This is a genomic window from Enterobacter cloacae complex sp. I3, assembly GCF_014896175.1.
GTDB lineage: Bacteria > Pseudomonadota > Gammaproteobacteria > Enterobacterales > Enterobacteriaceae > Enterobacter > Enterobacter bugandensis.
Map to the genome: position 1 here is coordinate 1 of NZ_JADBQZ010000004.1, position 23,321 is coordinate 23,321.

At 54.1% G+C, this 23,321-nt stretch carries 18 protein-coding genes and 1 tRNA gene; 8 read left to right on the top strand and 11 right to left on the bottom strand.

Annotation, left to right across the window (positions count from 1 at the left end; all coding sequences use genetic code 11):
• Positions 1 to 133 precede the first annotated feature (133 nt).
• The gene (locus IM271_RS03670; RefSeq protein ID WP_047368710.1) at positions 134 to 781 is read right to left on the bottom strand and encodes a YchE family NAAT transporter; all 648 of its coding nucleotides are present in this window, start codon (positions 779 to 781) and stop codon (positions 134 to 136) included.
• A 478-nt stretch (positions 782 to 1,259) separates the two neighbouring features.
• On the opposite strand from IM271_RS03670, the gene adhE reads away from it, so the two are divergent.
• A complete protein-coding gene (adhE, locus tag IM271_RS03675; RefSeq protein ID WP_028013432.1) occupies positions 1,260 to 3,938 on the top strand; it encodes a bifunctional acetaldehyde-CoA/alcohol dehydrogenase in 2,679 nt (892 codons plus the stop codon).
• Positions 3,939 to 4,004: 66 nt separating this feature from the next.
• Here adhE and tdk read toward each other — a convergent pair whose 3' ends face one another.
• Entirely contained in the window at positions 4,005 to 4,619 is a 615-nt protein-coding gene (gene tdk, locus IM271_RS03680; RefSeq protein WP_028013433.1) for a thymidine kinase, read from the bottom strand.
• A 548-nt stretch (positions 4,620 to 5,167) separates the two neighbouring features.
• Between tdk and hns the strand changes: the two genes are divergently transcribed.
• Positions 5,168 to 5,581: a histone-like nucleoid-structuring protein H-NS gene (gene hns / locus IM271_RS03685; protein WP_028013434.1), complete on the top strand. Its 414-nt coding sequence runs from the start codon at positions 5,168 to 5,170 to the stop codon at positions 5,579 to 5,581.
• A gap of 198 nt (positions 5,582 to 5,779) precedes the next feature.
• Here the strand turns inward: hns and galU are convergent, their stop codons facing one another.
• From galU to rssA, 3 genes are all read right to left on the bottom strand, one after another.
• Positions 5,780 to 6,688 carry a UTP--glucose-1-phosphate uridylyltransferase GalU gene (galU, locus tag IM271_RS03690; protein WP_028013435.1) on the bottom strand — a complete coding sequence of 303 codons (909 nt, stop codon included), beginning with the start codon at positions 6,686 to 6,688 and terminating at the stop codon, positions 5,780 to 5,782.
• Positions 6,689 to 6,888: 200 nt separating this feature from the next.
• Positions 6,889 to 7,902 carry a two-component system response regulator RssB gene (rssB, locus tag IM271_RS03695; protein WP_028013436.1) on the bottom strand — a complete coding sequence of 338 codons (1,014 nt, stop codon included), beginning with the start codon at positions 7,900 to 7,902 and terminating at the stop codon, positions 6,889 to 6,891.
• Positions 7,903 to 7,993: 91 nt separating this feature from the next.
• On the bottom strand, positions 7,994 to 8,896 hold the full coding sequence (rssA, locus tag IM271_RS03700; RefSeq protein ID WP_136485582.1) for a patatin-like phospholipase RssA: 903 nt from the start codon (positions 8,894 to 8,896) through the stop codon (positions 7,994 to 7,996).
• 114 nt (positions 8,897 to 9,010) lie between these two features.
• Between rssA and IM271_RS03705 the strand changes: the two genes are divergently transcribed.
• The 3 genes from IM271_RS03705 (at position 9,011) to IM271_RS03715 (ending at position 10,601) form a co-directional block, all read left to right on the top strand.
• Complete coding sequence (locus tag IM271_RS03705; protein WP_041909602.1) at positions 9,011 to 9,469, top strand: YchJ family protein; 459 nt, start codon at positions 9,011 to 9,013, stop codon at positions 9,467 to 9,469.
• 46 nt (positions 9,470 to 9,515) lie between these two features.
• Positions 9,516 to 10,358, top strand: coding sequence for a formyltetrahydrofolate deformylase (gene purU / locus IM271_RS03710; protein WP_028013439.1), 843 nt, complete (start codon positions 9,516 to 9,518; stop codon positions 10,356 to 10,358).
• Positions 10,359 to 10,516: 158 nt separating this feature from the next.
• A tRNA-Tyr gene (locus tag IM271_RS03715) sits at positions 10,517 to 10,601 on the top strand.
• 84 nt (positions 10,602 to 10,685) lie between these two features.
• Here the strand turns inward: IM271_RS03715 and IM271_RS03720 are convergent.
• Positions 10,686 to 11,129, bottom strand: a complete 444-nt coding sequence (locus tag IM271_RS03720) for an Lrp/AsnC family transcriptional regulator (RefSeq protein ID WP_041909598.1) — start codon at positions 11,127 to 11,129, stop codon at positions 10,686 to 10,688.
• A gap of 107 nt (positions 11,130 to 11,236) precedes the next feature.
• Here IM271_RS03720 and IM271_RS03725 point away from each other — a divergent pair, with 107 nt between their 5' ends.
• Positions 11,237 to 12,133, top strand: a complete 897-nt coding sequence (locus IM271_RS03725) for a DMT family transporter (protein ID WP_193052233.1) — start codon at positions 11,237 to 11,239, stop codon at positions 12,131 to 12,133.
• Here the strand turns inward: IM271_RS03725 and narI are convergent.
• From narI to IM271_RS03750, 5 genes are all read right to left on the bottom strand, one after another.
• Positions 12,130 to 12,807, bottom strand: a complete 678-nt coding sequence (gene narI, locus IM271_RS03730) for a respiratory nitrate reductase subunit gamma (protein ID WP_021240339.1) — start codon at positions 12,805 to 12,807, stop codon at positions 12,130 to 12,132. The genes IM271_RS03725 and narI overlap by 4 nt on opposite strands.
• Positions 12,807 to 13,517, bottom strand: a complete 711-nt coding sequence (gene narJ / locus IM271_RS03735; RefSeq protein WP_193052189.1) for a nitrate reductase molybdenum cofactor assembly chaperone — start codon at positions 13,515 to 13,517, stop codon at positions 12,807 to 12,809. The genes narI and narJ overlap by 1 nt, the downstream gene beginning before the upstream one ends.
• Positions 13,514 to 15,049: a nitrate reductase subunit beta gene (narH, locus tag IM271_RS03740; protein ID WP_028013444.1), complete on the bottom strand. Its 1,536-nt coding sequence runs from the start codon at positions 15,047 to 15,049 to the stop codon at positions 13,514 to 13,516. Before narH ends, narJ begins: the two co-directional genes overlap by 4 nt.
• Positions 15,046 to 18,789 (bottom strand): nitrate reductase subunit alpha, encoded by a 3,744-nt coding sequence (locus IM271_RS03745; protein ID WP_193051683.1) that lies wholly within the window; start codon positions 18,787 to 18,789, stop codon positions 15,046 to 15,048. Before IM271_RS03745 ends, narH begins: the two co-directional genes overlap by 4 nt.
• Positions 18,790 to 19,171: 382 nt before the next feature.
• Entirely contained in the window at positions 19,172 to 20,569 is a 1,398-nt protein-coding gene (locus IM271_RS03750) for a NarK family nitrate/nitrite MFS transporter (RefSeq protein WP_049138187.1), read from the bottom strand.
• Between the two features lie 309 nt (positions 20,570 to 20,878).
• On the opposite strand from IM271_RS03750, the gene narX reads away from it, so the two are divergent.
• The gene (gene narX, locus IM271_RS03755; RefSeq protein WP_032644884.1) at positions 20,879 to 22,675 is read left to right on the top strand and encodes a nitrate/nitrite two-component system sensor histidine kinase NarX; all 1,797 of its coding nucleotides are present in this window, start codon (positions 20,879 to 20,881) and stop codon (positions 22,673 to 22,675) included.
• A complete protein-coding gene (gene narL, locus IM271_RS03760) occupies positions 22,668 to 23,318 on the top strand; it encodes a two-component system response regulator NarL (RefSeq protein ID WP_003856701.1) in 651 nt (216 codons plus the stop codon). The genes narX and narL overlap by 8 nt, the downstream gene beginning before the upstream one ends.
• Positions 23,319 to 23,321 lie beyond the last annotated feature (3 nt).

Sequence of the window (23,321 nt, forward strand, 5' to 3'; positions counted from 1 at the left end):
CTATGAAATATATGAGATGAACATTATTAGTAGAATTTATTATGACAGGTAAGCTTTTCAACTTTATTTATATGATTTGCTGATATTGATACAAAAAAAACGGCGCCGAAGCGCCGTTCTTTCGTTTGAAATATCAATGTAACAAGCCGGGGAAAATGCTTTTAATACCCGTGACAATGAATTCGATCCCGAGTGCCATTAACAGCAGCCCCATGATACGCGTAATAACGTTGATGCCGGTCTGCCCCAGCAGGCGCACCAGCCACGGCGCCATGCGGAATACGCCCCAGCAACAGAGTGCGAAAACGGCAATCGCGACAGAAAAACCAATCAAATGCATGAGGCTATGGTAACGCGTGCCCCAGACAATGGTTGAACTGATGGCACCCGGCCCGGCCATGAGGGGCAATGCCAACGGAACCACGCCGATACTTTCGCGGATGGCGGTTTCTGACTTTTCCTGCTTGTTCTGCTTATCCTCACCCAGCTTACCGCTGATCATGGACATGGCAATGGTCACCACCAGGATCCCGCCCGCAATGCGGAAGGAGTCAATCGAGATGCCAAAGAGCTGGAGAATGGCATCACCCAGGAAAAGCGAGGTGAGCAAAATGATTGCCACAGACAGGTTAGCGGTAAGATTGGTTTTGTTCCGGGCCGCCGCCGTCTGGTAACTGGTCATACTAATGAAGACAGGAATGATCCCCACCGGGTTGACCAGGGCAAACAGACCAATAAAAAATTTGAAATACGTTGGAAAATCAAAGAGCGTTTGGATCACGTTTTGCTCCGCTTTTGCGCATGCCCGGGACAGTTACATTGTTAGGAAAAATCGCGCTGAAGATACGCTTTTTATTAGCATACTTCACCAGAAATCTGTGCCAAAACGTTAGCATTTCAGAATGTTAAACATATGTTGAGACAATGATAGCGTCACTTCCAATAGTTACTTAATTAATTAACAGTGGAAATATATCCATTAAATAACCCTGCTGAAAGGTATCAGCTTGGTGGAAAATTGACGCAGATCATGATTTCCGTACTCAGAAGTGAGTAATCTTGATTACGCCCCCAGGGAGGTCACCTGACAAAAAGGGATGATGCTAAGGTAAGGCTCTTTTAGTAAATTAGTGTACTGGAGCATAAAGTAACCCTTTGTTTTACTTTATGTAACGCAAGTCGTATTGGCACTGTCTATACTGTCTGACGTATCGAGCGCTGGTTTACTAAAAGAGTTTAAACATTATCAGGAGAGCATTATGGCTGTTACTAATATCGCTGAACTGAACGCCCTCGTCGAGCGCGTTAAAAAAGCCCAGCGTGAATATGCCAATTTCACCCAAGAACAGGTTGATAAAATCTTCCGCGCGGCCGCTCTGGCTGCTGCAGATGCTCGAATCCCTCTCGCTAAAATGGCCGTTGCCGAATCTGGCATGGGTATTGTTGAAGATAAAGTGATCAAAAACCACTTTGCTTCTGAGTATATCTACAACGCCTATAAAGATGAGAAAACCTGTGGCGTTCTGTCTGAAGACGACACCTTCGGGACGATCACCATCGCCGAACCTATCGGCATCATTTGCGGTATTGTTCCAACGACTAACCCTACTTCAACGGCTATCTTCAAATCGCTGATCAGCCTGAAGACCCGTAACGCAATCATCTTCTCTCCACATCCACGTGCTAAAGACGCGACAAATAAAGCAGCAGACATCGTTCTGCAGGCAGCAATTGCTGCGGGCGCACCAAAAGATCTGATTGGCTGGATCGACCAACCTTCTGTTGAACTGTCTAACGCGCTGATGCATCACCCGGACATTAACCTGATTCTGGCGACCGGTGGTCCTGGTATGGTTAAAGCAGCATACAGCTCCGGTAAACCAGCAATCGGTGTAGGCGCAGGTAACACCCCCGTTGTTATCGATGAAACCGCTGACATCAAACGTGCTGTTGCGTCTGTGCTGATGTCTAAAACCTTCGATAACGGCGTTATCTGTGCATCAGAACAGTCTGTAGTTGTTGTTGATTCCGTGTACGACGCAGTACGCGAGCGTTTCGCCAGCCACGGCGGCTACCTGCTGCAGGGCAAAGAGCTGAAAGCGGTTCAGGACATCATCCTCAAAAATGGCGCGCTGAACGCTGCCATCGTAGGTCAGCCAGCCTATAAAATCGCTGAACTCGCGGGCTTTACCGTTCCGGCGACCACCAAGATCCTGATCGGTGAAGTTAAAGTTGTCGACGAAAGCGAGCCGTTTGCTCACGAAAAACTGTCTCCTACGCTTGCTATGTACCGTGCGAAAGATTTCGAAGACGCGGTAGAAAAAGCCGAGAAGCTGGTTGCCATGGGCGGTATCGGTCATACCTCATGTCTGTACACCGACCAGGATAACCAGCCAGAGCGTGTCGCCCACTTCGGTCAGATGATGAAAACTGCCCGTATCCTGATTAACACCCCTGCTTCTCAGGGTGGTATCGGTGACCTGTATAACTTCAAACTCGCACCTTCCCTGACTCTGGGTTGTGGTTCCTGGGGTGGTAACTCCATCTCTGAAAACGTTGGTCCAAAACACCTGATCAACAAGAAAACCGTTGCTAAGCGAGCTGAAAACATGTTGTGGCACAAACTTCCGAAATCTATCTACTTCCGCCGTGGCTCTCTGCCAATCGCGCTGGATGAAGTGATTACTGATGGCCACAAACGTGCGCTCATCGTGACTGACCGTTTCCTGTTCAACAACGGCTACGCTGACCAGATCACCTCTGTGCTGAAAGCGGCTGGCGTCGAAACTGAAGTGTTCTTCGAAGTTGAAGCTGACCCAACCCTGAGCGTTGTACGCAAAGGTGCTGAACTGGCGAACTCCTTCAAACCAGATGTGATTATCGCACTGGGTGGTGGTTCCCCAATGGACGCCGCGAAAATCATGTGGGTTATGTACGAACATCCGGAGACCCACTTCGAAGAGCTGGCGCTGCGCTTTATGGACATCCGTAAACGTATCTACAAGTTCCCGAAAATGGGCGTGAAAGCGAAAATGATCGCCGTCACCACCACTTCCGGTACCGGCTCAGAAGTGACGCCATTCGCTGTAGTAACAGATGACGCAACAGGTCAGAAATATCCGCTGGCTGACTACGCGCTGACGCCAGATATGGCTATCGTTGATGCCAACCTGGTAATGGAAATGCCGAAGTCTCTGTGTGCGTTCGGTGGTCTGGATGCCGTGACTCACGCGCTGGAAGCCTACGTTTCTGTACTGGCGTCTGAGTTCTCTGACGGTCAGGCTCTGCAGGCTCTGAAACTGCTGAAAGAAAACCTGCCAGCGTCCTACAACGAAGGTTCTAAAAACCCTGTAGCACGTGAACGTGTCCACAGTGCAGCAACCATCGCCGGTATCGCGTTTGCGAACGCCTTCCTGGGTGTTTGCCACTCTATGGCGCACAAACTGGGTTCACAGTTCCACATTCCTCACGGTCTGGCGAACGCCCTGTTGATCAGCAACGTTATCCGCTATAACGCCAACGACAACCCAACCAAGCAGACTGCGTTCAGCCAGTATGACCGTCCGCAAGCGCGCCGTCGTTATGCTGAAATCGCTGACCACCTTGGTCTGAGCGCACCGGGCGACCGTACTGCTGCGAAGATTGAGAAACTGCTGGCATGGCTGGAAAGCCTGAAAGCTGAACTGGGTATTCCTAAATCTATCCGTGAAGCAGGCGTTCAGGAAGCTGACTTCCTCGCTCACGTAGACAAGCTGTCTGAAGATGCCTTCGATGACCAGTGTACTGGTGCTAACCCGCGCTACCCACTGATCTCCGAGCTGAAACAGATTCTGCTGGATACCTACTACGGTCGTGAGTTCAAAGAAGGTGACGTTGCTGCTGTGAAAACAGAAGCTCCGGTTATTAAAGCTGACAAGAAAGCGAAGAAAAGCGCTTAACTGACAGTCTGATGAAAAAAACCCGCCTGTATGGCGGGTTTTTTTATGTCTGAATAACGGCGGATATTATTTTCTGTTGTCGTGCTGGATCGCCGTCAGCGAGCCTACGGACAACGCTTCCTTATAATGCTTACGACAGACCGACACATAGCGTTCATTGCCACCAATCACCACCTGCTCACCGTCCGCATAAGGTTTTCCAGCCTGGTCGAGACGAAGCACCATGCTGGCCTTGCGTCCGCAGAAACAGATAGTTTTCAGTTCAACCAGCTTATCTGACCAGGCAAGCAAATACTGGCTTCCGGCAAACAACTCCCCGCGGAAATCCGTACGCAGCCCGTAGCACAGAACGGGGATATCGAGCTCATCAACCACTTCAGAGAGCGCGTGCACCTGTTCACGTGTCAGGAACTGGCTCTCATCAACCAGCACGCAGTGAATGGGCTCTGACGCATGCGCAGCGCGGATATCCTCCAGCAGGTCAGTTTGCGGGTTAAACAGCCTGGCTGGCGAAGAGAGGCCTATTCTGGAACTCACCTTACCTGCACCGAAGCGATCGTCGATTTCAGCGGTATAAACAACGGTACGCATTCCTCGTTCCTGGTAATTGTATGAGGATTGCAGCAGTGCGGTGGATTTCCCGGCATTCATTGCCGAATAGTAGAAATAAAGTTGTGCCATTGGCCGTAAAACCCTAATCAATGTGTAATATTCCCGATGATTCATTGTACCATATTTTGTCTGGTCATCAGCGACACGCCGCACAAACGATGCCGTGCTGAAAGGTGTAAAACGCCCTCTTTTCGCAAAAATAATCCGCTAAAACAGAGAGTAATGACGGTCATGCTGGTGAACAGGTTATATGATTAGCCAAACATAACACTTCTTTTTATTGTGGAATCTACGTTCATTAAAATTCACTATTTATTAACTATTCCTGCCTTAACACCGTCGCCTGGAACTAATACAAAAGGCTGATATTTATCCGCCGAAACTATAATTCCTGCGGCAAATGTCACAAAAAAAAGATGCAAGCGGCGGGGTTAAGCAGGTTATCGTGATAACAAGCGAGACTGCCAAAGAGGAAATTTAAGTTAGCGTAATTAATAATAGCGGCTTTATTTAGTATTTTTTGAATTCCTTACATTCCTGGCTATTGCACATCTGAATTTATGGCTCTATTATTAGGTCAACAAACCACCCCCCATTATAAGTTTGAGATTACTACAATGAGCGAAGCACTTAAAATTCTGAACAACATCCGTACTCTTCGTGCGCAGGCAAGAGAATGTACCCTTGAAACGCTCGAAGAAATGCTGGAAAAATTAGAAGTTGTAGTTAATGAACGTCGCGAAGAAGAAAGCGCTGCTGCAGCTGAAATCGAAGAGCGTACGCGTAAACTGCAGCAATATCGTGAAATGCTGATTGCTGATGGTATCGATCCAAATGAATTGCTGAACAGCATTGCTGCTGCAAAAACCGGTACCAAAGCAAAACGCGCTGCCCGTCCTGCTAAATATAGCTATGTTGATGAGAACGGCGAAACTAAAACCTGGACCGGCCAAGGCCGTACTCCTGCTGTAATCAAGAAAGCTATGGATGAGCAAGGTAAACAGCTGGATGACTTCCTGATCAAGGATTAATCAAGCCGAATTCAGAAAAATCCCGCCTCTGGTGGGATTTTTTTTGCCCGCAATTTATCACTAACATCCTCTTACACTCCGTCATAAAGCGTTATTTGGCTATTTAGTTTCGCTTACAAACAGGCTGGTCATGGCGTTTTATGGGCATAAAAAAACCGGTGGGCGGCGCCACACCGGTTTCATAGATTTACGCCTGTATTATTTCTTAATACCCATACTCTCTTTGAGCCAGCCTTTAAATTCTTCACCCAGCGTATTATGGCGAATGCCGTATTCAACGAACGCCTGCATATAACCGAGCTTATTACCGCAGTCATGGCTCTTACCTTTCATGTGGTAAGCCTCAACGGTCTCTTTCTCGATCAGCATATCAATGGCATCCGTCAGCTGGATTTCATCCCCTGCTCCTGGAGGCGTTTTCGCCAGCAGTGGCCAGATTTCAGCACTCAGGACATAGCGACCCACCACTGCCAGATTAGACGGCGCTACGTCGGCTTTAGGCTTCTCTACGACACCAACCATTGGCACGCTTTCGCCTGGCTCAAGGTTCACGCCCTTGCAGTCAACCACACCGTAAGCGGTCACGTCTTCAACTGGCTCAACCATGATCTGGCTGCAGCCCGTTTCGTCGAAGCGGTGGATCATCTCAGCCAGGTTGTCCTGGGAAAGATCGGATTCGTATTCATCCAGAATCACGTCAGGCAGAATAACCGCGACGGGCTCATCACCCACAACCGGGTGTGCACACATAACCGCGTGGCCCAGACCTTTAGCCAGCCCCTGACGAACCTGCATAATGGTGACGTGCGGAGGGCAAATAGACTGAACTTCTTCTAACAGCTGACGCTTAACGCGTTTTTCCAGCATGGCTTCGAGTTCAAAACTTGTATCGAAGTGGTTTTCGATAGAGTTTTTAGATGAATGCGTAACCAGCACAATTTCAGTAATGCCGGCCGCGATACACTCATTAACGACATACTGGATTAATGGCTTATCAACCAGAGGCAGCATCTCTTTAGGAATCGCCTTAGTTGCTGGTAACATCCTGGTCCCCAATCCCGCTACCGGGATGACGGCCTTTCTGACTTTCGAATTTAGGGCAGCCATTCAAATTCTCCTGAGCTGTTCAAGTTTTGAACTTTTATGCAATAAATAACGCGTTGAGTATATCAGCCTCGCCCCGCAGTCCGGGTCTGAAAAGAACGCGTTGCCGATGAATTAGGACAAATACGCATGAATCTGGGCAGCGATAGTAGCACTCCCGAGAAAACACAGGTAAAGCAATCTTAAAATTAAGATCCAATTGCTTATTCCGTGGACAACATTAAGCGAAGCCTTCCCCCGGCACCCCAAATTTGGCACTGCCAGGAAGAACAGCGATGGCTAATTTGATTTAGATACGCCGTTCCCAGTGTTCCAAGCGGCACCCCGTTACTCACCTGAATATGGTGTTCCCCGGTATTCAGTGACGCGTTGAGACCTGCAGAAACGAGGATAAGATTCTTTAAACCGCTATGGTAATAACCAACCAGCAGCGGGAACTGTCCGGGTAAATTGGCCTGACGAAAAAGCTGGTTTACCTGTTTGAGTAAACTGCCTAACTCAGGGAGCCGTTGTCCCTGATGTGATAACTGTTCCTGCAATAATCCATTAAAGAGCGCGCGAAGTAACAATGCAGCTAATACGCCATTATCCCCTGCACGGGTTACGTCCAGAGAATAAAATGCGAGGTCGGAATCAGACAGAGGTGCAATATCCAGCACCAGCCCAGGCTGATCGGCCGCCACCAGCTGGCGATAGTTTACGCGGCAGTGGGAAATAGTTTGCTGAACGGGAGGCTGAAGTTCTTGCAACAATTTCGCCGCCGCTGGCGGATTACTCACCAGCGCGTCCCAGTCCTGAAAAAGGCGTTCCTCTTCCTCTACGCGTGAATTAAACATATTTGGATAAAGGCACGCTAATACCGTCTCACGTAACCGGTTCAGATCTTTGACGGGTTTCAGCAGAATATCCTGAACGCCAAGACGTAATGCTTTGGCAATATCCGCCATATTTTCTGTCGCGGAGATCACCAGAATGGGCATCTGGTCCCCCTCGTTGCGCAGATGTTCAACCAGTTTAAGCCCATTCATTCGCGGCATCGCGATGTCGCAAATCATCAGATCGGGCGTAATACCGGTCATTTTTTCCAGCGCGTCGACACCATCTTCAGCCAGTAAAGTGTTTGCTCCCAGCGAGGATAACCACGAATCCAGTAGCGATCGGAAAACGGGCTCGTCTTCAACAATCAAAATGTGTTTTCCGGCCAATGGCTGCGTCATGGTTCCTCCCCTGGCTGACAGTTACTAAATAGTGGCATGCTATCGGCACTATCGCCTGTCAGATTTTGCTGAAGTAGTCAAAAAAAGGTGCTTAACGTGCTGTTCGCACAAACGGCAGCAACTCGTCTATTTTCTTTTCGACGGCTAGCGAGCCCGCTGCGATGGCGGCCTCAGCCCGATGGAAATCAAGGGTAGAGATTTGCGGACAGTAAGGCTGAATAAGAATATCCGGAGGATCGCCAGCCATACGGTTACGTTTAAGGCGATTCTCAAGAACCTGAATTGAGGTGGTCATGATCTCCATGGCCGTCGGTGCGGCAACCGAGCGTCGTGCGGCCAGGCGACCAATTCTTCCGCGCAGGCGTTCATGCCAGGCAAGCTTTTCGACGTCGACATCTTCGCTCTGCAGATTGACCGGCATAAGGTCTTGCTGCATCAGATGAGCGTCGTGCTGCAAATCAACGGCGATGACGATGTCCGCCCCCATGGCGCGCGTCAGAGAGATGGGAACCGGGTTCACGACGCCACCATCGACAAGCCAGTAACCGTTATGGGGCACGGGCGCCATAAGCCCAGGAATACTGCATGAAGCACGCACCGCAAGGTGAATATCCCCTTCGGTCAGCCAGAGTTCACGGCCTGTGCTGAGATTAGTTGCGACGGCGCCGAAAGGCATCCGGCAGTCAGTAAAGTCTTCTAGAGGCATCACCCGGCGGAACTGGTTAAAGACGCGTTCACCGCGCAACAGCCCACCGCGCTGCCAGGAGAGATCCATCAGACGCAGCACGTCCCAATAGCTGAAGGAGCGCACCCAGGTTTCGAGATCCGGGAGCTTGCCGCACGCGTAGGCAGAGCCGACAAGCGATCCGATTGAACATCCTGCTACGATATCAACGTCAACGCCCATCTTGTTTAAGGCATTAATCACGCCGATATGAGACCATCCCCGGGCTGCACCTGATCCCAGCGCCAGTCCAATTTTAACCTTTCTCATTAGCCCTGTTTTACTTCCCCTGGATTCCTGACATAGCGTCAACGCAACTGCTCAGTTAACATAGTGCTACCCGAGGCGTTTTACGCCCTTATTTTTTGTTCCAGGAAGAGAATCGTGTCTCAACTCTGCCCCTGTGGTAGCGCTCTGGAGTATAGCCTATGTTGCCAGCGATATCTTTCTGGCAATCAGGTTGCACCGGATCCGTCACACCTCATGCGTTCACGGTATACTGCTTTTGTGATCAAAGACGCAGACTACCTGATAAAAACCTGGCACCCGTCCTGCCACGCCGCCGATTTCCGACAGGAGATCGAAGCCGGGTTCGCCAACACCCACTGGCTTGGGCTTACCGTGTTTGAATCGTCACCCGGTAGCCACCACGACGAAGGGTTTGTCAGCTTTGTTGCCCGTTTTACCGAGAACGCCAGGCCTGGCGCCATTATCGAGCGTTCCCGGTTCTTAAAGGAAAGCGGGCAGTGGTATTATATTGACGGTACGCGTCCACAGTTTGGTCGTAACGATACCTGCCCTTGTGGTTCAGGAAAAAAATTCAAAAAGTGTTGCGGGCAGTAACGCCTGACAACCCAGACTTCGCAAATACAAACAGGATTTCCCGGCGATGCAATCATTACAACGTAAAGTTCTGCGCACTATCTGTCCCGATCAAAAAGGGCTGATCGCACGAATCACCAATATTTGCTACAAGCATGAACTGAATATCGTGCAGAACAACGAGTTCGTTGACCACCGTACCGGTCGCTTCTTCATGCGTACCGAACTGGAAGGCATTTTCAACGACACCACCCTGCTGGCCGATCTGGACAGCGCGCTGCCGGACGGTTCCGTGCGTGAGCTGAATCCTGCGGGCCGTCGTCGCATTGTGATTCTGGTGACGAAAGAAGCTCACTGCCTGGGCGATCTGTTGATGAAGGCCAATTACGGCGGCCTGGACGTAGAAATTGCCGCTGTTATTGGCAACCACGAAACCCTGCGCACGCTGGTTGAGCGTTTTGATATTCCGTTTGAGCTGGTGAGCCATGAAGGCCATACCCGTGAAGAGCACGACAACCTGATGGCTGCTGCCATTGAAGCGCATAACCCGGACTACGTGGTGCTGGCGAAATATATGCGCGTGCTGACGCCTTCCTTCGTCGCCCGCTTCCCGAACAAGATTATCAACATTCACCACTCGTTCCTGCCGGCCTTTATTGGCGCGCGGCCTTATCACCAGGCGTACGAGCGCGGCGTGAAGATCATCGGCGCAACCGCGCACTACGTGAATGACAATCTGGACGAAGGTCCCATCATCATGCAGGACGTGATTCACGTGGATCACACCTACACCGCAGAAGATATGATGCGCGCCGGACGTGACGTTGAGAAGAACGTGTTGAGTCGTGCCCTGTATCAGGTGCTGGCGCAGCGTGTCTTTGTCTACGGTAACAGAACCATCATTCTTTAATCTTTCGGAAAATGAATTGATTAGCTTTGCGCCTTTACGGATAAAAAGCAGGCAAACAGCTTCTTTTCCCTAAAGGAAAGCTTTACAGGGGCGTCTCATTTGATATGATGCGCCCCGCTTCCAGCAGGAAGCAGGCCAGTAAAAAAGCATTACCCCGTGGTGGGGTTCCCGAGCGGCCAAAGGGAGCAGACTGTAAATCTGCCGTCATCGACTTCGAAGGTTCGAATCCTTCCCCCACCACCATCACTTCAAAAAACCCGAACAAAATCGAACCGAGTCCGCCTTCGTAGGCCTGGTAAGGCGCAGCCGCCACCCTGCGACAGACGACTACATTGGCGGCAAACGACGCTTCACCGGGGAACTTTTCACAATCGACGTATTACATTGGGCATGCTCCGCCAGCCCGTCCAGCAGCGCATCCAGTTGTTCTATCGATCGCACCACCAGCCTAATCACAAAGCAGTCTTCCCCGGTCACCTTGTCGCTCTCAATACACTCCGGCATCGCCTGTATGTATTTATCCACCTTATGCAACAGCCCCGGCAAAGGCCGCACCCGTACCAGCGCCTGCAGCGTATACCCCAGCGCCGCGAGATTCACCCGTGCGCCATACCCCTGAATCACACCGCGCTCTTCCAGCCTCTTCAGACGCTCCGCCGTGCTGGGTGAGGTCAGGCCAATGCGGCCGCTGAGCACCTTCAACGACATGCGCGCATCCTCAACCAGGCAGGCTAAAATTTGCCGATCGATATCATCAATAAGGTATTCCACTCGTTTCACCTAATTTAAAAAAGCAGTTAATACCTTCAACCTTATCTCACCCCTGTAAAACCCAACAGCGATTTTCGACAATAGCGTTATTAATCAGGAGGTGAATGATGCGTGATTTACATAAAGGCGTCTGGCAGATGAGTCTGGCGATGTTAATTTCCGGCTCTATCGGCGCGTTTGTTTTGCTCAGCGGTCTGCCAGTGACGGAAGTGGTTTTCTGGCGCTGCCTTATTGGGGCAATAGCACTTTTCATTTTTATCCGGGTAAGTCAAAAGCCCTTTAGCCCCCTCACCCGCACCACGCTGCTGCTGGTGATTCTCGGCGGTGTGGCATTAGTGGTGAACTGGCTGCTGCTCTTCGCAGCCTATGAGCGGATCTCTATTGGTCTTTCGACCGTGGTCTATAACACTCAGCCGTTTATGCTGGTCCTGATGGGGATGTTTTTAGGCGAGCGCGTCAGCGTGGTGAAATGGGGCTGGCTGTTCCTCGCCTTCGGCGGCGTGGTGATACTGCTCTCCAGCGAGCTGACCGGCACCCACGACACTGAATGGCTGGCGGGTATCGGTCTGGCAATGGCCGCGGCTTTCTTCTACGCGCTGACGGCAATCATTGCGCGCAAACTGAAAACAATCGCACCGCAGCATATTGCCTTTATTCAGGTGCTGACGGGCGTCGTGATGCTTATTCCGTTTGCCAGCCGGCCGTCATTTTCCGGTGATTTTCCCTGGCCGATCCTGCTGACGCTCGGCATCGTCCATACCGGCATTATGTATCAGCTGCTCTACAGCGCGATTCAGAAGCTACCTACCCCCATTACCGGCTCCCTGTCGTTTATCTATCCGGTGGTGGCGATCGTTGTCGATAACCTGGTGTTCGGACACTCGCTGAACCTGACGCAGCTGGCGGGCGGCGCGTTGATCCTGTTTGCTGCAGCGGGCAACAACCTGGGCTGGGGCGAAAAAAAACCCCGCGATTGCGGGGTTGGTATCAAGACGCTGAATTAGCGACGGGCACGCACAATCTGGTATTTGCGCGTCAGGTACTCCACCGGCGCGCTCCAGATATGCACCAGTCGGGAGAACGGGAACAGCACAAACAGCGTCATCCCCAGCACAAGGTGAACACGGAAGATAAACGCCACGCCGTCCAGGTGCTCAGACGCTCCGCCGTGGAAGGTCACGACGGACTGCGCCCACCCCACCAGCTTCATCATTTCACTGCCGTCCATATGCTGCGCAGAGAATGGAATAGTCAGCAGACCCAGCGCGCACTGCACCATCAGCAGGGAGAGGATCAGGATGTCCGCTGCAGTGGTGGTTGCACGCACGCGCGGGCTGAACAGACGACGTTTCAGCAGCAGCAGGCCACCCACCAGGGTCATCACACCGCAGGCACCACCGGCGATCATCGCCATCTTCTGCTTCACTTCAATCGGCAGCCACGCTTCGTACATCCAGTGCGGCGTCAGCATCCCAAGGAAGTGACCGGCGAAAATCCCCAAAATACCGATGTGGAACAGGTTAGACGCGACGTGCATCCCTTTGCGGTCCAGCATCTGGCTGGAGGCAGCACGCCAGGTGTACTGACCATAGTCATAGCGTAGCCAGCTTCCCACCAGGAACACGGTGCCCGCGATATACGGGTAAATGTCAAAGAAGAACATATTCAGGAAGTGCATTAGTGCCGTCCTCCGTTAGAGATATTCAAATATTGCGGGGCAACCGCGCCGGCAAAACGACGCTGGTGAGCGGAGATTTCAGACTCGCCGCAGTTCTGGTCAGCAAAGAATTTCACCTGCTCTTCTTCCCAGACCGCATCCAGCGCTTGCGGGGTATCGTCCCGGGCTTCATCCGCGATTTTCTCCGCCACTTTTTCACTGTCTACAGAGGCGTTCGCCAGCTTCACCAGCAGATCGAACAGCACCGCATAGCGGCTCTCGCGCTGCTGTAGACGCGCGCCGAGCAGCGCCAGAATCGGGGCGATATCCTGCAGACCGCCCAGCGCATCTTCTTTCGGCAACTGCGCCAGATACTCCAGGTACAGCGGCAGATGATCCGGCAACTCGCGGCTGTCGAGCTGCAGGCCGTGCTGCTCGTACTGGGCCATCAGGTCCACCATCGCCTGACCGCGGTCGCGGGATTCCCCGTGAACGTGTTCAAACAGCAGCAGAGACGTCGCGCGCCCGCGGTCAAACAGCTGGCTGTAGTCCGCCTGCGCGTCGAGCAGATCGCGTGCCAGCAGATCGCGGAGGAAAACGCCCAGCTTCTGGGCATCCTCTTTATCCAGGTTTTCAGATGACGCGAGTGCATCAAAGAGTTCCTGTTGATGCTGCGCAAGCGCAGCATCAGGGTACTCGAGCAGACGCGAAACAATGACGAGTTCAATCATTGGTGCGGCTCCGTTTTGCTGGTCACATCCATCGCGTCGATGCGGCGGCTGTTGAACAGGTTGAATTTACTGTCTGACCCGTGGCAACCGTCGCCAAAGGTAAAGCCACACCCGCTTTTCTCCGGGAAGGCCTCGCGCGCCAGCTCGCGGTGGCTGCTTGGCACCACGAAACGATCTTCGTAGTTAGCGATTGCCAGATAGCGGTACATCTCCTGCGCCTGCGCTTCGGTCAGGCCGACCTCTTCCAGCGCGCGGGTATCGTTAACACCGTCAACGGTTTCCGCACGTTTGAAGTGACGCATTGCCAGCATACGTTTCAGCGCCAGCAGCACCGGCTGGGTATCACCGGCGGTCAGCAGGTTGGCCAGGTACTGAACCGGGATACGCAGGCTTTCCACGTCAGGCAGAATACCGTTGCTGCCCAGCTCGCCCGCGTCCGCCGCAGACTGAATCGGAGACAGAGGCGGCACGTACCAGACCATCGGCAGGGTGCGGTATTCCGGGTGCAGCGGCAGAGCCAGCTTCCAGTCCATCGCCATTTTGTACACCGGCGACTGCTGTGCGGCGTCAATCACGCTCTGCGGAATGCCGTCTTTCAGGGCCTGCTCAATCACCTTCGGATCGTTCGGATCGAGGAAGACGTCCAGTTGACGCTGATAGAGATCTTTCTCATTCTCGGTGCTTGCGGCATTCTCAATCGCGTCCGCGTCGTACAACAGCACGCCGAGGTAACGAATACGACCTACGCAGCTCTCGGAGCAGACGGTCGGCATACCGGCTTCGATACGCGGATAGCAGAAGATGCACTTCTCAGACTTACCGCTCTTCCAGTTGAAGTAGATTTTTTTGTACGGGCAGCCGGTGATGCACATGCGCCAGCCGCGGCACTTGTCCTGGTCGATCAGTACGATGCCGTCTTCTTCACGCTTGTAGATGGCACCGCTCGGGCAGGTCGCGACGCACGCCGGGTTCAGGCAATGTTCGCACAGGCGCGGCAGATACATCATAAAGGTGTTTTCGAACTGGCCGTACATCGCCTTCTGCATGTTCTCGAAGTTCTGGTCTTTGGCGCGCTTTTCGAACTCGCCGCCCAGAATTTCTTCCCAGTTTGGACCGCTGGTAATTTTGTCCATGCGCTGACCAGTGATCAGCGAGCGAGGACGGGCGATCGGCTGGTGTTTGCTTTCCGGCGCGTTGTGCAGGTTCTGGTAGTCGTAATCAAACGGCTCGTAATAGTCCTCAATGCCCGGCAGGTGCGGGTTAGCGAAGATTTTACCCAGCAGCATTGCGCGGTTACCCATGCGCGGCTGCAGCTTGCCGTTGATTTTGCGGATCCAGCCGCCCTTCCACTTCTCCTGGTTTTCCCAGTCGGTCGGGAAGCCGGTGCCCGGCTTGCTTTCCACGTTGTTGAACCAGGCGTACTCCATACCTTCGCGGCTGGTCCAGACGTTTTTACAGGTCACTGAACAGGTGTGGCAGCCGATGCACTTATCCAGATTCAGCACCATGCCGACTTGTGAACGAATTTTCATTTTACGCTCTCCTGTACCTGGTCATTACCTTCGCCGTCTAACCAGTTAATATTCTTCATCTTACGTACCACCACGAACTCATCGCGGTTCGATCCTACGGTGCCGTAGTAGTTAAAGCCGTAGGCCAGCTGCGCATAGCCACCGATCATGTGGGTCGGCTTCGGCGTAATACGGGTCACGGAGTTGTGAATACCGCCGCGCTGCTCGGTGATCTCTGAACCCGGCAGGTTCACGATACGTTCCTGCGCGTGGTACATCATGGTCATCCCGGCCGGCACGCGCTGGCTCACCACCGCACGCGCCGTCAGGGCGCCGTTGCTGTTGAACACTTCAATCCAGTCGTTATCTTCGATACCCAGATCTTTGGCATCCGCTTCGCTCATCCAGACAATCGGACCACCGCGCGACAGGGTCAGCATCAGCAGGTTGTCGCTGTAGGTGGAGTGGATACCCCACTTCTGGTGCGGCGTCAGGAAGTTCAGCGCCTTCTCAGGGTTACCGTTCGATTTCGCGCCCATCACCGCTTTCACGGAGCGGGTGTCGATTGGCGGACGGTACACCAGCAGGCTTTCACCGAAGTCGCGCATCCACTGGTGGTCCTGATACAGTGACTGACGACCAGAAAGCGTGCGCCATGGGATCAGCTCGTGAACGTTGGTATAACCAGCGTTATAGGACACATGCTCATCTTCCAGACCAGACCAGGTCGGGCTGGAGATAATTTTTCGCGGCTGGGCCTGAATATCGCGGAAGCGGATTTTCTCTTCCTCTTTATTCTTCGCCAGATGCGTGTGGTCGCGACCGGTAAATTCACTCAGGGCCGCCCACGCTTTCACCGCCACGTGGCCGTTGGTTTCCGGTGCCAGGGTCAAGATCATCTCCGCAGCATCAATCGCCGTGTTCAGCATTGGCTGGCCTTTGGCCGGGCCGTCTGCTTTGGTGTAATTGAGCTTGCGCAGCAGGTCCATTTCGCTCTGGGTATTCCAGGCGATGCCTTTGCCGCCGTTACCGATTTTCTCCATCAGCGGGCCGATGGAGGTAAAGCGCTCGTAGGTTGCCGGGTAATCACGTTCAACCGGAATGATGTGCGGCGCGGTCACGCCCGGGATCAGGTCGCATTCGCCTTTTTTCCAGTCCTTCACGTCAAGCGGCTGCGCCAGTTCGGCAGCGGAGTCGTGCTGAATTGGTAGCGTCACCACGTCGGTCTCTTTGCCCAGGTGACCTACGCAGACTTCGGAGAATTTCTTCGCGATGTCTTTGTAAATATCCCAGTCGCTTTTCGATTCCCACGCTGGGTCAACGGCGGCAGACAGCGGATGAATAAACGGATGCATGTCCGAGGTATTCATGTCGTCTTTTTCGTACCAGGTGGCGGTTGGCAGCACGATATCGGAGTACAGGCAGGTGCTGGACAGACGGAAGTCCAGTGTCACCACCAGATCCAGCTTGCCGTCCAGACCGTTGTCTTTCCACTCCACTTCTTCTGGCTTCACGCCGCCCTGCTTGCCGAGGTCTTTACCCTGAATACCGTTCTCGGTGCCCAGCAGGTATTTCAGCATGTACTCGTGGCCTTTACCGGACGAGCCCAGCAGGTTGGAGCGCCAGATGAACAGGTTGCGCGGATGGTTTTTGCCGTTCTCAGGCTGTTCTGCCGCGAAGCGGATGGAGCCTTCCTTGAGCGATTTCACGGTGTAATCCACCGGCGACATGCCCGCTTGCTTCGCCTCTTGTGCAATGCGCAGCGGGTTAGTGCCCAGCTGCGGCGCAGACGGCAGCCAGCCCATGCGTTCAGCGCGCACGTTGAAATCAATCAGGTGGCCGCTGTAGCGGGATTTATCCGCCATCGGCGACAGCAGTTCCTGCGCAGTAACCGTCTCGTAGCGCCACTGGCTGGAGTGATTATAGAAGTAGGAGGTGCTGTTCATGTGACGTGCCGGACGCTGCCAGTCAAGGGCAAACGCCAGCGGCTGCCAGCCGGTCTGCGGACGCAGTTTTTCCTGGCCCACGTAGTGCGCCCAGCCGCCGCCGCTCTGACCGACGCAGCCGCAGAAGATCAGCATGTTGATCAGACCGCGATAGTTCATATCGAGGTGATACCAGTGGTTCAGACCGGCACCCACGATGATCATCGAGCGACCGTGGGTCTTGTCGGCGTTTTCCGCAAACTCGCGGGCGATACGAACGATCTGCGCGCGCGGTACGCCGGTGATCTGCTCCGCCCAGGCCGGGGTGTAGGCCTTCACGTCGTCATAGCTGGTTGCGCAGTTTTCGTCGTTCAGACCGCGCTCCAGGCCGTAGTTCGCCATGGTCAGGTCATAGACGGTGGTGACCAGCGCGGTAGAACCGTCGGCCAGCTGCAGGCGTTTAACCGGCAGCTTGTGCATCAGCACGTTTTTCAGTTCAACCTTGTTGAAGTGCTCGGAACCTTCACCGCCAAAGTACGGGAAGCCAACCTCGGCGATCTCGTCCTGGCTGCCCAGCATGCTGAGGCGCAGCTCCGTCTCTTCACCGGTGGTGCCGTTGCGCTGCTCAAGGTTCCACTTGCCCTTCTCGCCCCAGCGGAAGCCGATAGAGCCGTTTGGTGCCACCAGCTCGCCGTTGCTGTTATAGGCAACGGTTTTCCACTCAGGGTTGTTTTCCTGGCCCAGCGCGTCCACCAGATCGGCGGCGCGCAGCGTGCGGCCCGCGGCATAGTAGCCCTCACGCTCTTCCAGCATCACCAGCATCGGCATGTCGGTGTAGCGACGCACGTAGTCGGTGAAGTACTGGCTCGGTTTGTCGAGGTGGAATTCGCGCAGCATGACGTGGCCCATCGCCATCGCCATCGCGGCATCGGTACCCTGTTTCGGTGCCAGCCACAGGTCGCACAGCTTGGCGATTTCCGCGTAGTCCGGGGTGACCGCAACGGTTTTGGTCCCTTTGTAGCGGACTTCGGTAAAGAAGTGCGCGTCCGGGGTACGGGTCTGCGGCACGTTAGAGCCCCAGGCGATAATGTAGCTGGAGTTGTACCAGTCGGCGGATTCCGGCACGTCGGTCTGCTCACCCCAGGTCTGCGGTGACGCTGGCGGCAGGTCACAGTACCAGTCGTAGAAGCTCAGGCAGGTCCCGCCGATAAGCGACAGGTAGCGCGCGCCGGAAGCGTAAGAGACCATCGACATCGCCGGGATTGGCGAGAAGCCCGCCACGCGGTCAGGACCGTAGGTTTTTACGGTATAGACGTTAGAGGCGGCAATCAGCTCGTTCACCTCTTTCCAGGAAGAACGAACGAAACCACCGCGACCGCGCGCCTGCTTGAAGCTTTTCGCTTTGTCGGCATCTTCAATGATAGAGGCCCACGCATCAACCGGGTCGCTGTGCTGCACTTTCGCTTCACGCCACATTTTCATCAGGCGTTTGCGCATCAGCGGGTATTTCAGACGGTTGGCGCTGTAGAGATACCAGGAGTAGCTGGCCCCGCGCGGGCAGCCGCGCGGTTCATGGTTCGGCATATCCGGACGGGTGCGCGGATAGTCGGTCTGCTGCATTTCCCAGGTCACCAGACCGTTTTTAACGAAAATCTTCCAGCTACATGAGCCAGTGCAGTTTACGCCGTGGGTAGAACGGACGACTTTGTCATGCTGCCAGCGCTGGCGGTAACCGTCTTCCCAGTCCCGGTTGGTATCCAGAACCTGGCCGTGCCCATCGGCAAAAGTTTCACCCTTCTGTTTGAAGTAGCGAAACCGGTCCAAAAATTTGCTCATCGGGTATCTCCTGTATGGAGCCTGTGGCTCTCTAAATCGACATTGCTGATTTGCAGCGAAGGTAACGCCCTGAAAGAGGGGGAGAATTGATAACGATCAAGACGAAGAGGGACTGTAAAAGGAGGGGTTAGACCAAATACCACCAAAGCGGTATATTTTTAAAGCGAATAAATAAATGATTTATAAAGATATTTATTATTCATCGTACAATAACCCCGGCAAAATTTAACATCTCAGGTATTAAGGGGTAGACATCCCTGCAAAGCGATGGCGATCACGGTGTTACCCGCAGATGATTGCTGTAAAAGCTTTCAGTATGTTGTAACTATTATTCAGTCGAAAAAAAACGCGGCCCGAAGGCCGCGTTAACGGATAATCACACTTACTTGTTTTTCTTGGTATTACGGCCATATACCAGCCACGTAATCACGACGCAGGCGATATAGAAGACGAGGAAGACTTTCATGGCACCAGCCGGAGAGCCGGTCAGGTCAAGCGAGATGCCGAACGCTTTCGGAATAAAGAAGCCGCCAATTGCGCCAATAGCCGAGATAAAGCCCAGGGCCGCAGCCGTATCCGTCGCCGCTTCACGCATGGCCTGCTCTTCGCTTCCGCCCTGCGCTTTCACGCGATCCATCGTCAGCTTGCGGAAGATCACGGAGATCATCTGGAAGGTGGAAGCACTCCCCAACCCGGCCGTCAAGAACAGCACCATAAACACGCCGAAGAAGGCAAAGAAGTTACCGCCCTGCCCGTCAGAAGGCAGCGTCAGGAACAGCAGCGCGCAGAAGACTGCCATCACAATAAAGTTCACCAGCGTAACGCGAGTCCCGCCCAGACGGTCGGAGATCATGCCGCCCAGCGAACGCGCCAGTGCGCCAATGAACGGACCGAAGAAGGCGAATTGCAGGATCTGCACGTCCGGGAACTGGGTTTTCGACAGCATGGCAAAGCCCGCTGAGAAGCCGATAAACGAACCGAAGGTAGCCAGATACAGCAGCGCCATCACCCACAGGTGTCCACGTTTCAGCACCGGAAGCTGCTCGCTCAGGGATGCTTTCGACGCGCTCAGATCGTTCATAAAGAACCACGCAGCGAGGGTGAACACCACCAGGAACGGAACCCAAATCCAGGCCGCGTTCTGCAGGTAGAGGGAAGAACCATCCGCCTGCTCAACGCCGCCGCCACCGAAGGCGGCAAAAATAGAAACAGAGATCGCCAGCGGCGCAATCAACTGCATCACGCTTACGCCCATGTTGCCCAGACCGCCGTTAATACCCAGCGCGCCGCCCTGCTTCGCTTTCGGGAAGAAGAAGCTGATGTTCGCCATGCTGGAGGCGAAGTTAGCGCCGGCGAAACCGCACAGCAGGGAGATAATCACGAACACGCTGAACGGTGTGGAGGTATCCTGCACCGCGAAGCCTAGCCACACGCAAGGGACGATCATGATGCCCGTACTGAACGCCGTCCAGCGACGTCCACCGAATACCGGGACCATAAACGCGTAAGGGACACGCAGCAGCGCGCCAGACAGCGACGGCAATGCGGTAAGCATAAACAGCTGATCGGTCGTGAACGTAAACCCTACTTTCGGCAGGTTTACCGCGACCGCGCTAAACAACATCCATACGCAAAACGCTAAAAGCAGACACGGAACGGAAATCCACAGATTCCGGCTTGCTATACGATGGCCGCGCTGTTGCCAGAACGCCGGATCCTCTGGACGCCAGTCTGTAATAACGGCACCATTTTCCCTTTCGGGAGCGGATGAGTGACTCATAGACACCTCTGATTCTCGAATGATGCTGCAAACATTAGGGTTTTAGGGCGGCGGTAAGTTGATATAAATCAAAGGAAAAGTGCGGGGATTTGCGGCGCAAAAAAAGGGGTTATCCTTAGTGAGTAGGATAATTCGGTAAAAAAGACGTGGTTTTTCACTGCACTGAAGGTTCCTTGCTACCACCACTTCTTCACCTATACTCCGTTGGCAATTTAGGGGTAATCCTTTATTGGTATGGGTATACTCCAGGGTATGCACCAGAATAGCGCCATTCCTGCAAGCAGGCCACGTCAGAAGCCCGGCAACTCTATGTTAAAAAGATGTTTATCACCGCTGACTCTCGTCAATCAGCTAGCCCTGATTGTTTTGCTGTCTACCGCCCTTGGCGTGGCCGGCATGGCGATTTCCGGCTGGCTGGTACAAGGGGTACAGGGTAATGCGCATGCCATCAACGAGGCAGGTTCTCTACGCATGCAGAGTTATCGTCTGCTGGCGTCGGTCCCCCTGACGCAGGACGATCGGCCCTTAATTGATGAAATGGAGCGCACGGCCTTCAGCCCCGAACTGGAAAACGCCGCCATCCGCGCCGGCCAGCAGTCCCAGCTTAAAGCCCTGCAGGGCTACTGGCACACCCAGCTGGAACCCGGTCTCAAACAGGCGCGCAGCACCGAAACCGTTGCGCAGGACGTAGCGGGTTTCGTCTCCCGCATTGACGCGCTGGTCTCCTCTTTCGACCAAACCACCGAATTACGCATCGACCGGGTGGTAATGGTACACCGTGCCATGGCGCTGTTTATGGGCCTGCTGCTGATCTTCACCATTATCTGGCTCCGGGCGCGGCTGCTGAATCCCTGGAAACAGCTGCTGGCGATGGCGCGCGCCGTAACGAACAGAGATTTTACCCAGCGCACGCACATCAGCGGCCGCAACGAGATGGCCATGCTCGGCCAGGCGCTGAACACCATGTCGGCGGAGCTCTCCGAAAGCTACGCGGTGCTGGAACAACGCGTGCAGGAAAAAACCGCCGGGCTGGAGCAGAAAAATGAGATCCTCTCCTTCCTGTGGCAAGCCAACCGTCGGCTGCACATGCAGGTGCCGCTATGTGAACGCCTTTCGCCGGTGCTGAACGGCCTGCAAAATCTGACCCTGCTGCATGACCTGGAGCTGCGGGTTTACGATGTGGAAGATGAAGATAACCATCAGGAGTTTACCTGTCAGTCCGACATGTCCTGCGATGATAAAGGCTGTCACCTGTGCCCGCGCGGCCTGCCGCTGCAGGCTTCTGGCGGCACTACCCTGAAGTGGCGGCTGACGGACAGCCACACCCAGTACGGTATTCTGCTGGCCACCCTGCCAGCCGGACGTCATCTGAGCCACGACCAGCAGCAGCTGGTGGACACTCTGGTTGAACAGCTAACGGCCACGCTGGCGCTCGACAGGCACCAGGAAAAACAGCAGCAGCTGATCGTCATGGAAGAGCGCGCGACCATCGCCCGCGAGCTCCACGACTCTATCGCCCAGTCGCTCTCCTGTATGAAAATGCAGGTGAGCTGCCTGCAGATGCAGGACGCGGAAATGCCGGAAAGCAACAAACAGCTGCTGAGCCAGATCCGCAACGAGCTGAACACCTCCTGGGTACAGCTGCGCGAGCTGCTGACCACCTTCCGCCTGCAGCTGACCGAGCCGGGGCTGCGCCCGGCGCTGGAATCCAGCTGCCAGGAATTTAGCGCCCGGCTTGGCTTCCCGGTGAAGCTGGATTACCAGCTGCCGCCGCGGTTTGTCCCTTCCCATCAGGCGATTCATCTGCTGCAGATCGCCCGCGAAGCGCTGAGCAACGTGCTCAAACACGCTGAAGCAACGGCGGTTACGGTTACCGTCAGCCAGCACGCTAATCAGGTCAGGCTGACGGTTCACGACAACGGTCGCGGCGTGCCGGAAAATGCCGAACGCACTAACCACTATGGTTTAATCATTATGCGAGACCGCGCCCAAAGCCTGCGCGGTGATTGCCAGGTTCGACGGAGAGAGACGGGTGGCACGGAAGTTGTGGTCACCTTTATTCCCGAAAAACCGCTTACAACTGCTCAAGGAGAAACCCATGACTAATCAGGAACCGGCATCCATCCTGTTGATCGACGACCATCCGATGCTGCGTACTGGCGTAAAACAGCTGGTCAGCATGGCACCCGACATTACCGTGGTGGGCGAAGCCAGCAACGGTGAACAGGGTATTGAGCTGGCCGAATCCCTCGATCCGGATCTGATCCTGCTCGATCTCAACATGCCCGGCATGAACGGTCTGGAAACCCTCGACAAGTTGCGCGAGAAATCCCTTTCCGGTCGCGTGGTAGTCTTTAGCGTCTCCAACCACGAAGAGGATGTGGTCACGGCGCTGAAGCGCGGCGCGGATGGCTATCTGCTGAAGGATATGGAGCCGGAAGACCTGCTCAAGGCGCTGCAGCAGGCCGCCGCAGGCGAGATGGTGCTGAGCGAGGCCCTGACGCCGGTGCTGGCCGCCAGTCTGCGGGCGAACCGCGCCACCTCTGACCGCGACGTCAGCCAGTTAACGCCGCGCGAACGCGATATTCTGAAGCTGATTGCCCAGGGCCTGCCGAACAAAATGATCGCCCGCCGCCTGGATATCACCGAAAGCACGGTTAAAGTGCACGTGAAGCATATGCTTAAGAAAATGAAGCTAAAATCCCGCGTTGAAGCCGCGGTGTGGGTCCATCAGGAACGTATTTTTTAAGCA

Bases quoted from the DNA above. Each gene is read 5' to 3' on its own strand.
- adhE (WP_028013432.1), top strand. From the start codon at position 1,260: ATGGCTGTTACTAATATCGCTGAACTGAACGCCCTCGTCGAGCGCGTT.
- tdk (WP_028013433.1), bottom strand. From the start codon at position 4,619: ATGGCACAACTTTATTTCTACTATTCGGCAATGAATGCCGGGAAATCC.
- hns (WP_028013434.1), top strand. From the start codon at position 5,168: ATGAGCGAAGCACTTAAAATTCTGAACAACATCCGTACTCTTCGTGCG.
- galU (WP_028013435.1), bottom strand. From the start codon at position 6,688: ATGGCTGCCCTAAATTCGAAAGTCAGAAAGGCCGTCATCCCGGTAGCG.
- rssB (WP_028013436.1), bottom strand. From the start codon at position 7,902: ATGACGCAGCCATTGGCCGGAAAACACATTTTGATTGTTGAAGACGAG.
- rssA (WP_136485582.1), bottom strand. From the start codon at position 8,896: ATGAGAAAGGTTAAAATTGGACTGGCGCTGGGATCAGGTGCAGCCCGG.
- purU (WP_028013439.1), top strand. From the start codon at position 9,516: ATGCAATCATTACAACGTAAAGTTCTGCGCACTATCTGTCCCGATCAA.
- IM271_RS03725 (WP_193052233.1), top strand. From the start codon at position 11,237: ATGCGTGATTTACATAAAGGCGTCTGGCAGATGAGTCTGGCGATGTTA.
- narI (WP_021240339.1), bottom strand. From the start codon at position 12,807: ATGCACTTCCTGAATATGTTCTTCTTTGACATTTACCCGTATATCGCG.
- narJ (WP_193052189.1), bottom strand. From the start codon at position 13,517: ATGATTGAACTCGTCATTGTTTCGCGTCTGCTCGAGTACCCTGATGCT.
- narH (WP_028013444.1), bottom strand. From the start codon at position 15,049: ATGAAAATTCGTTCACAAGTCGGCATGGTGCTGAATCTGGATAAGTGC.
- IM271_RS03745 (WP_193051683.1), bottom strand. From the start codon at position 18,789: ATGAGCAAATTTTTGGACCGGTTTCGCTACTTCAAACAGAAGGGTGAA.
- IM271_RS03750 (WP_049138187.1), bottom strand. From the start codon at position 20,569: ATGAGTCACTCATCCGCTCCCGAAAGGGAAAATGGTGCCGTTATTACA.
- narX (WP_032644884.1), top strand. From the start codon at position 20,879: ATGTTAAAAAGATGTTTATCACCGCTGACTCTCGTCAATCAGCTAGCC.
- narL (WP_003856701.1), top strand. From the start codon at position 22,668: ATGACTAATCAGGAACCGGCATCCATCCTGTTGATCGACGACCATCCG.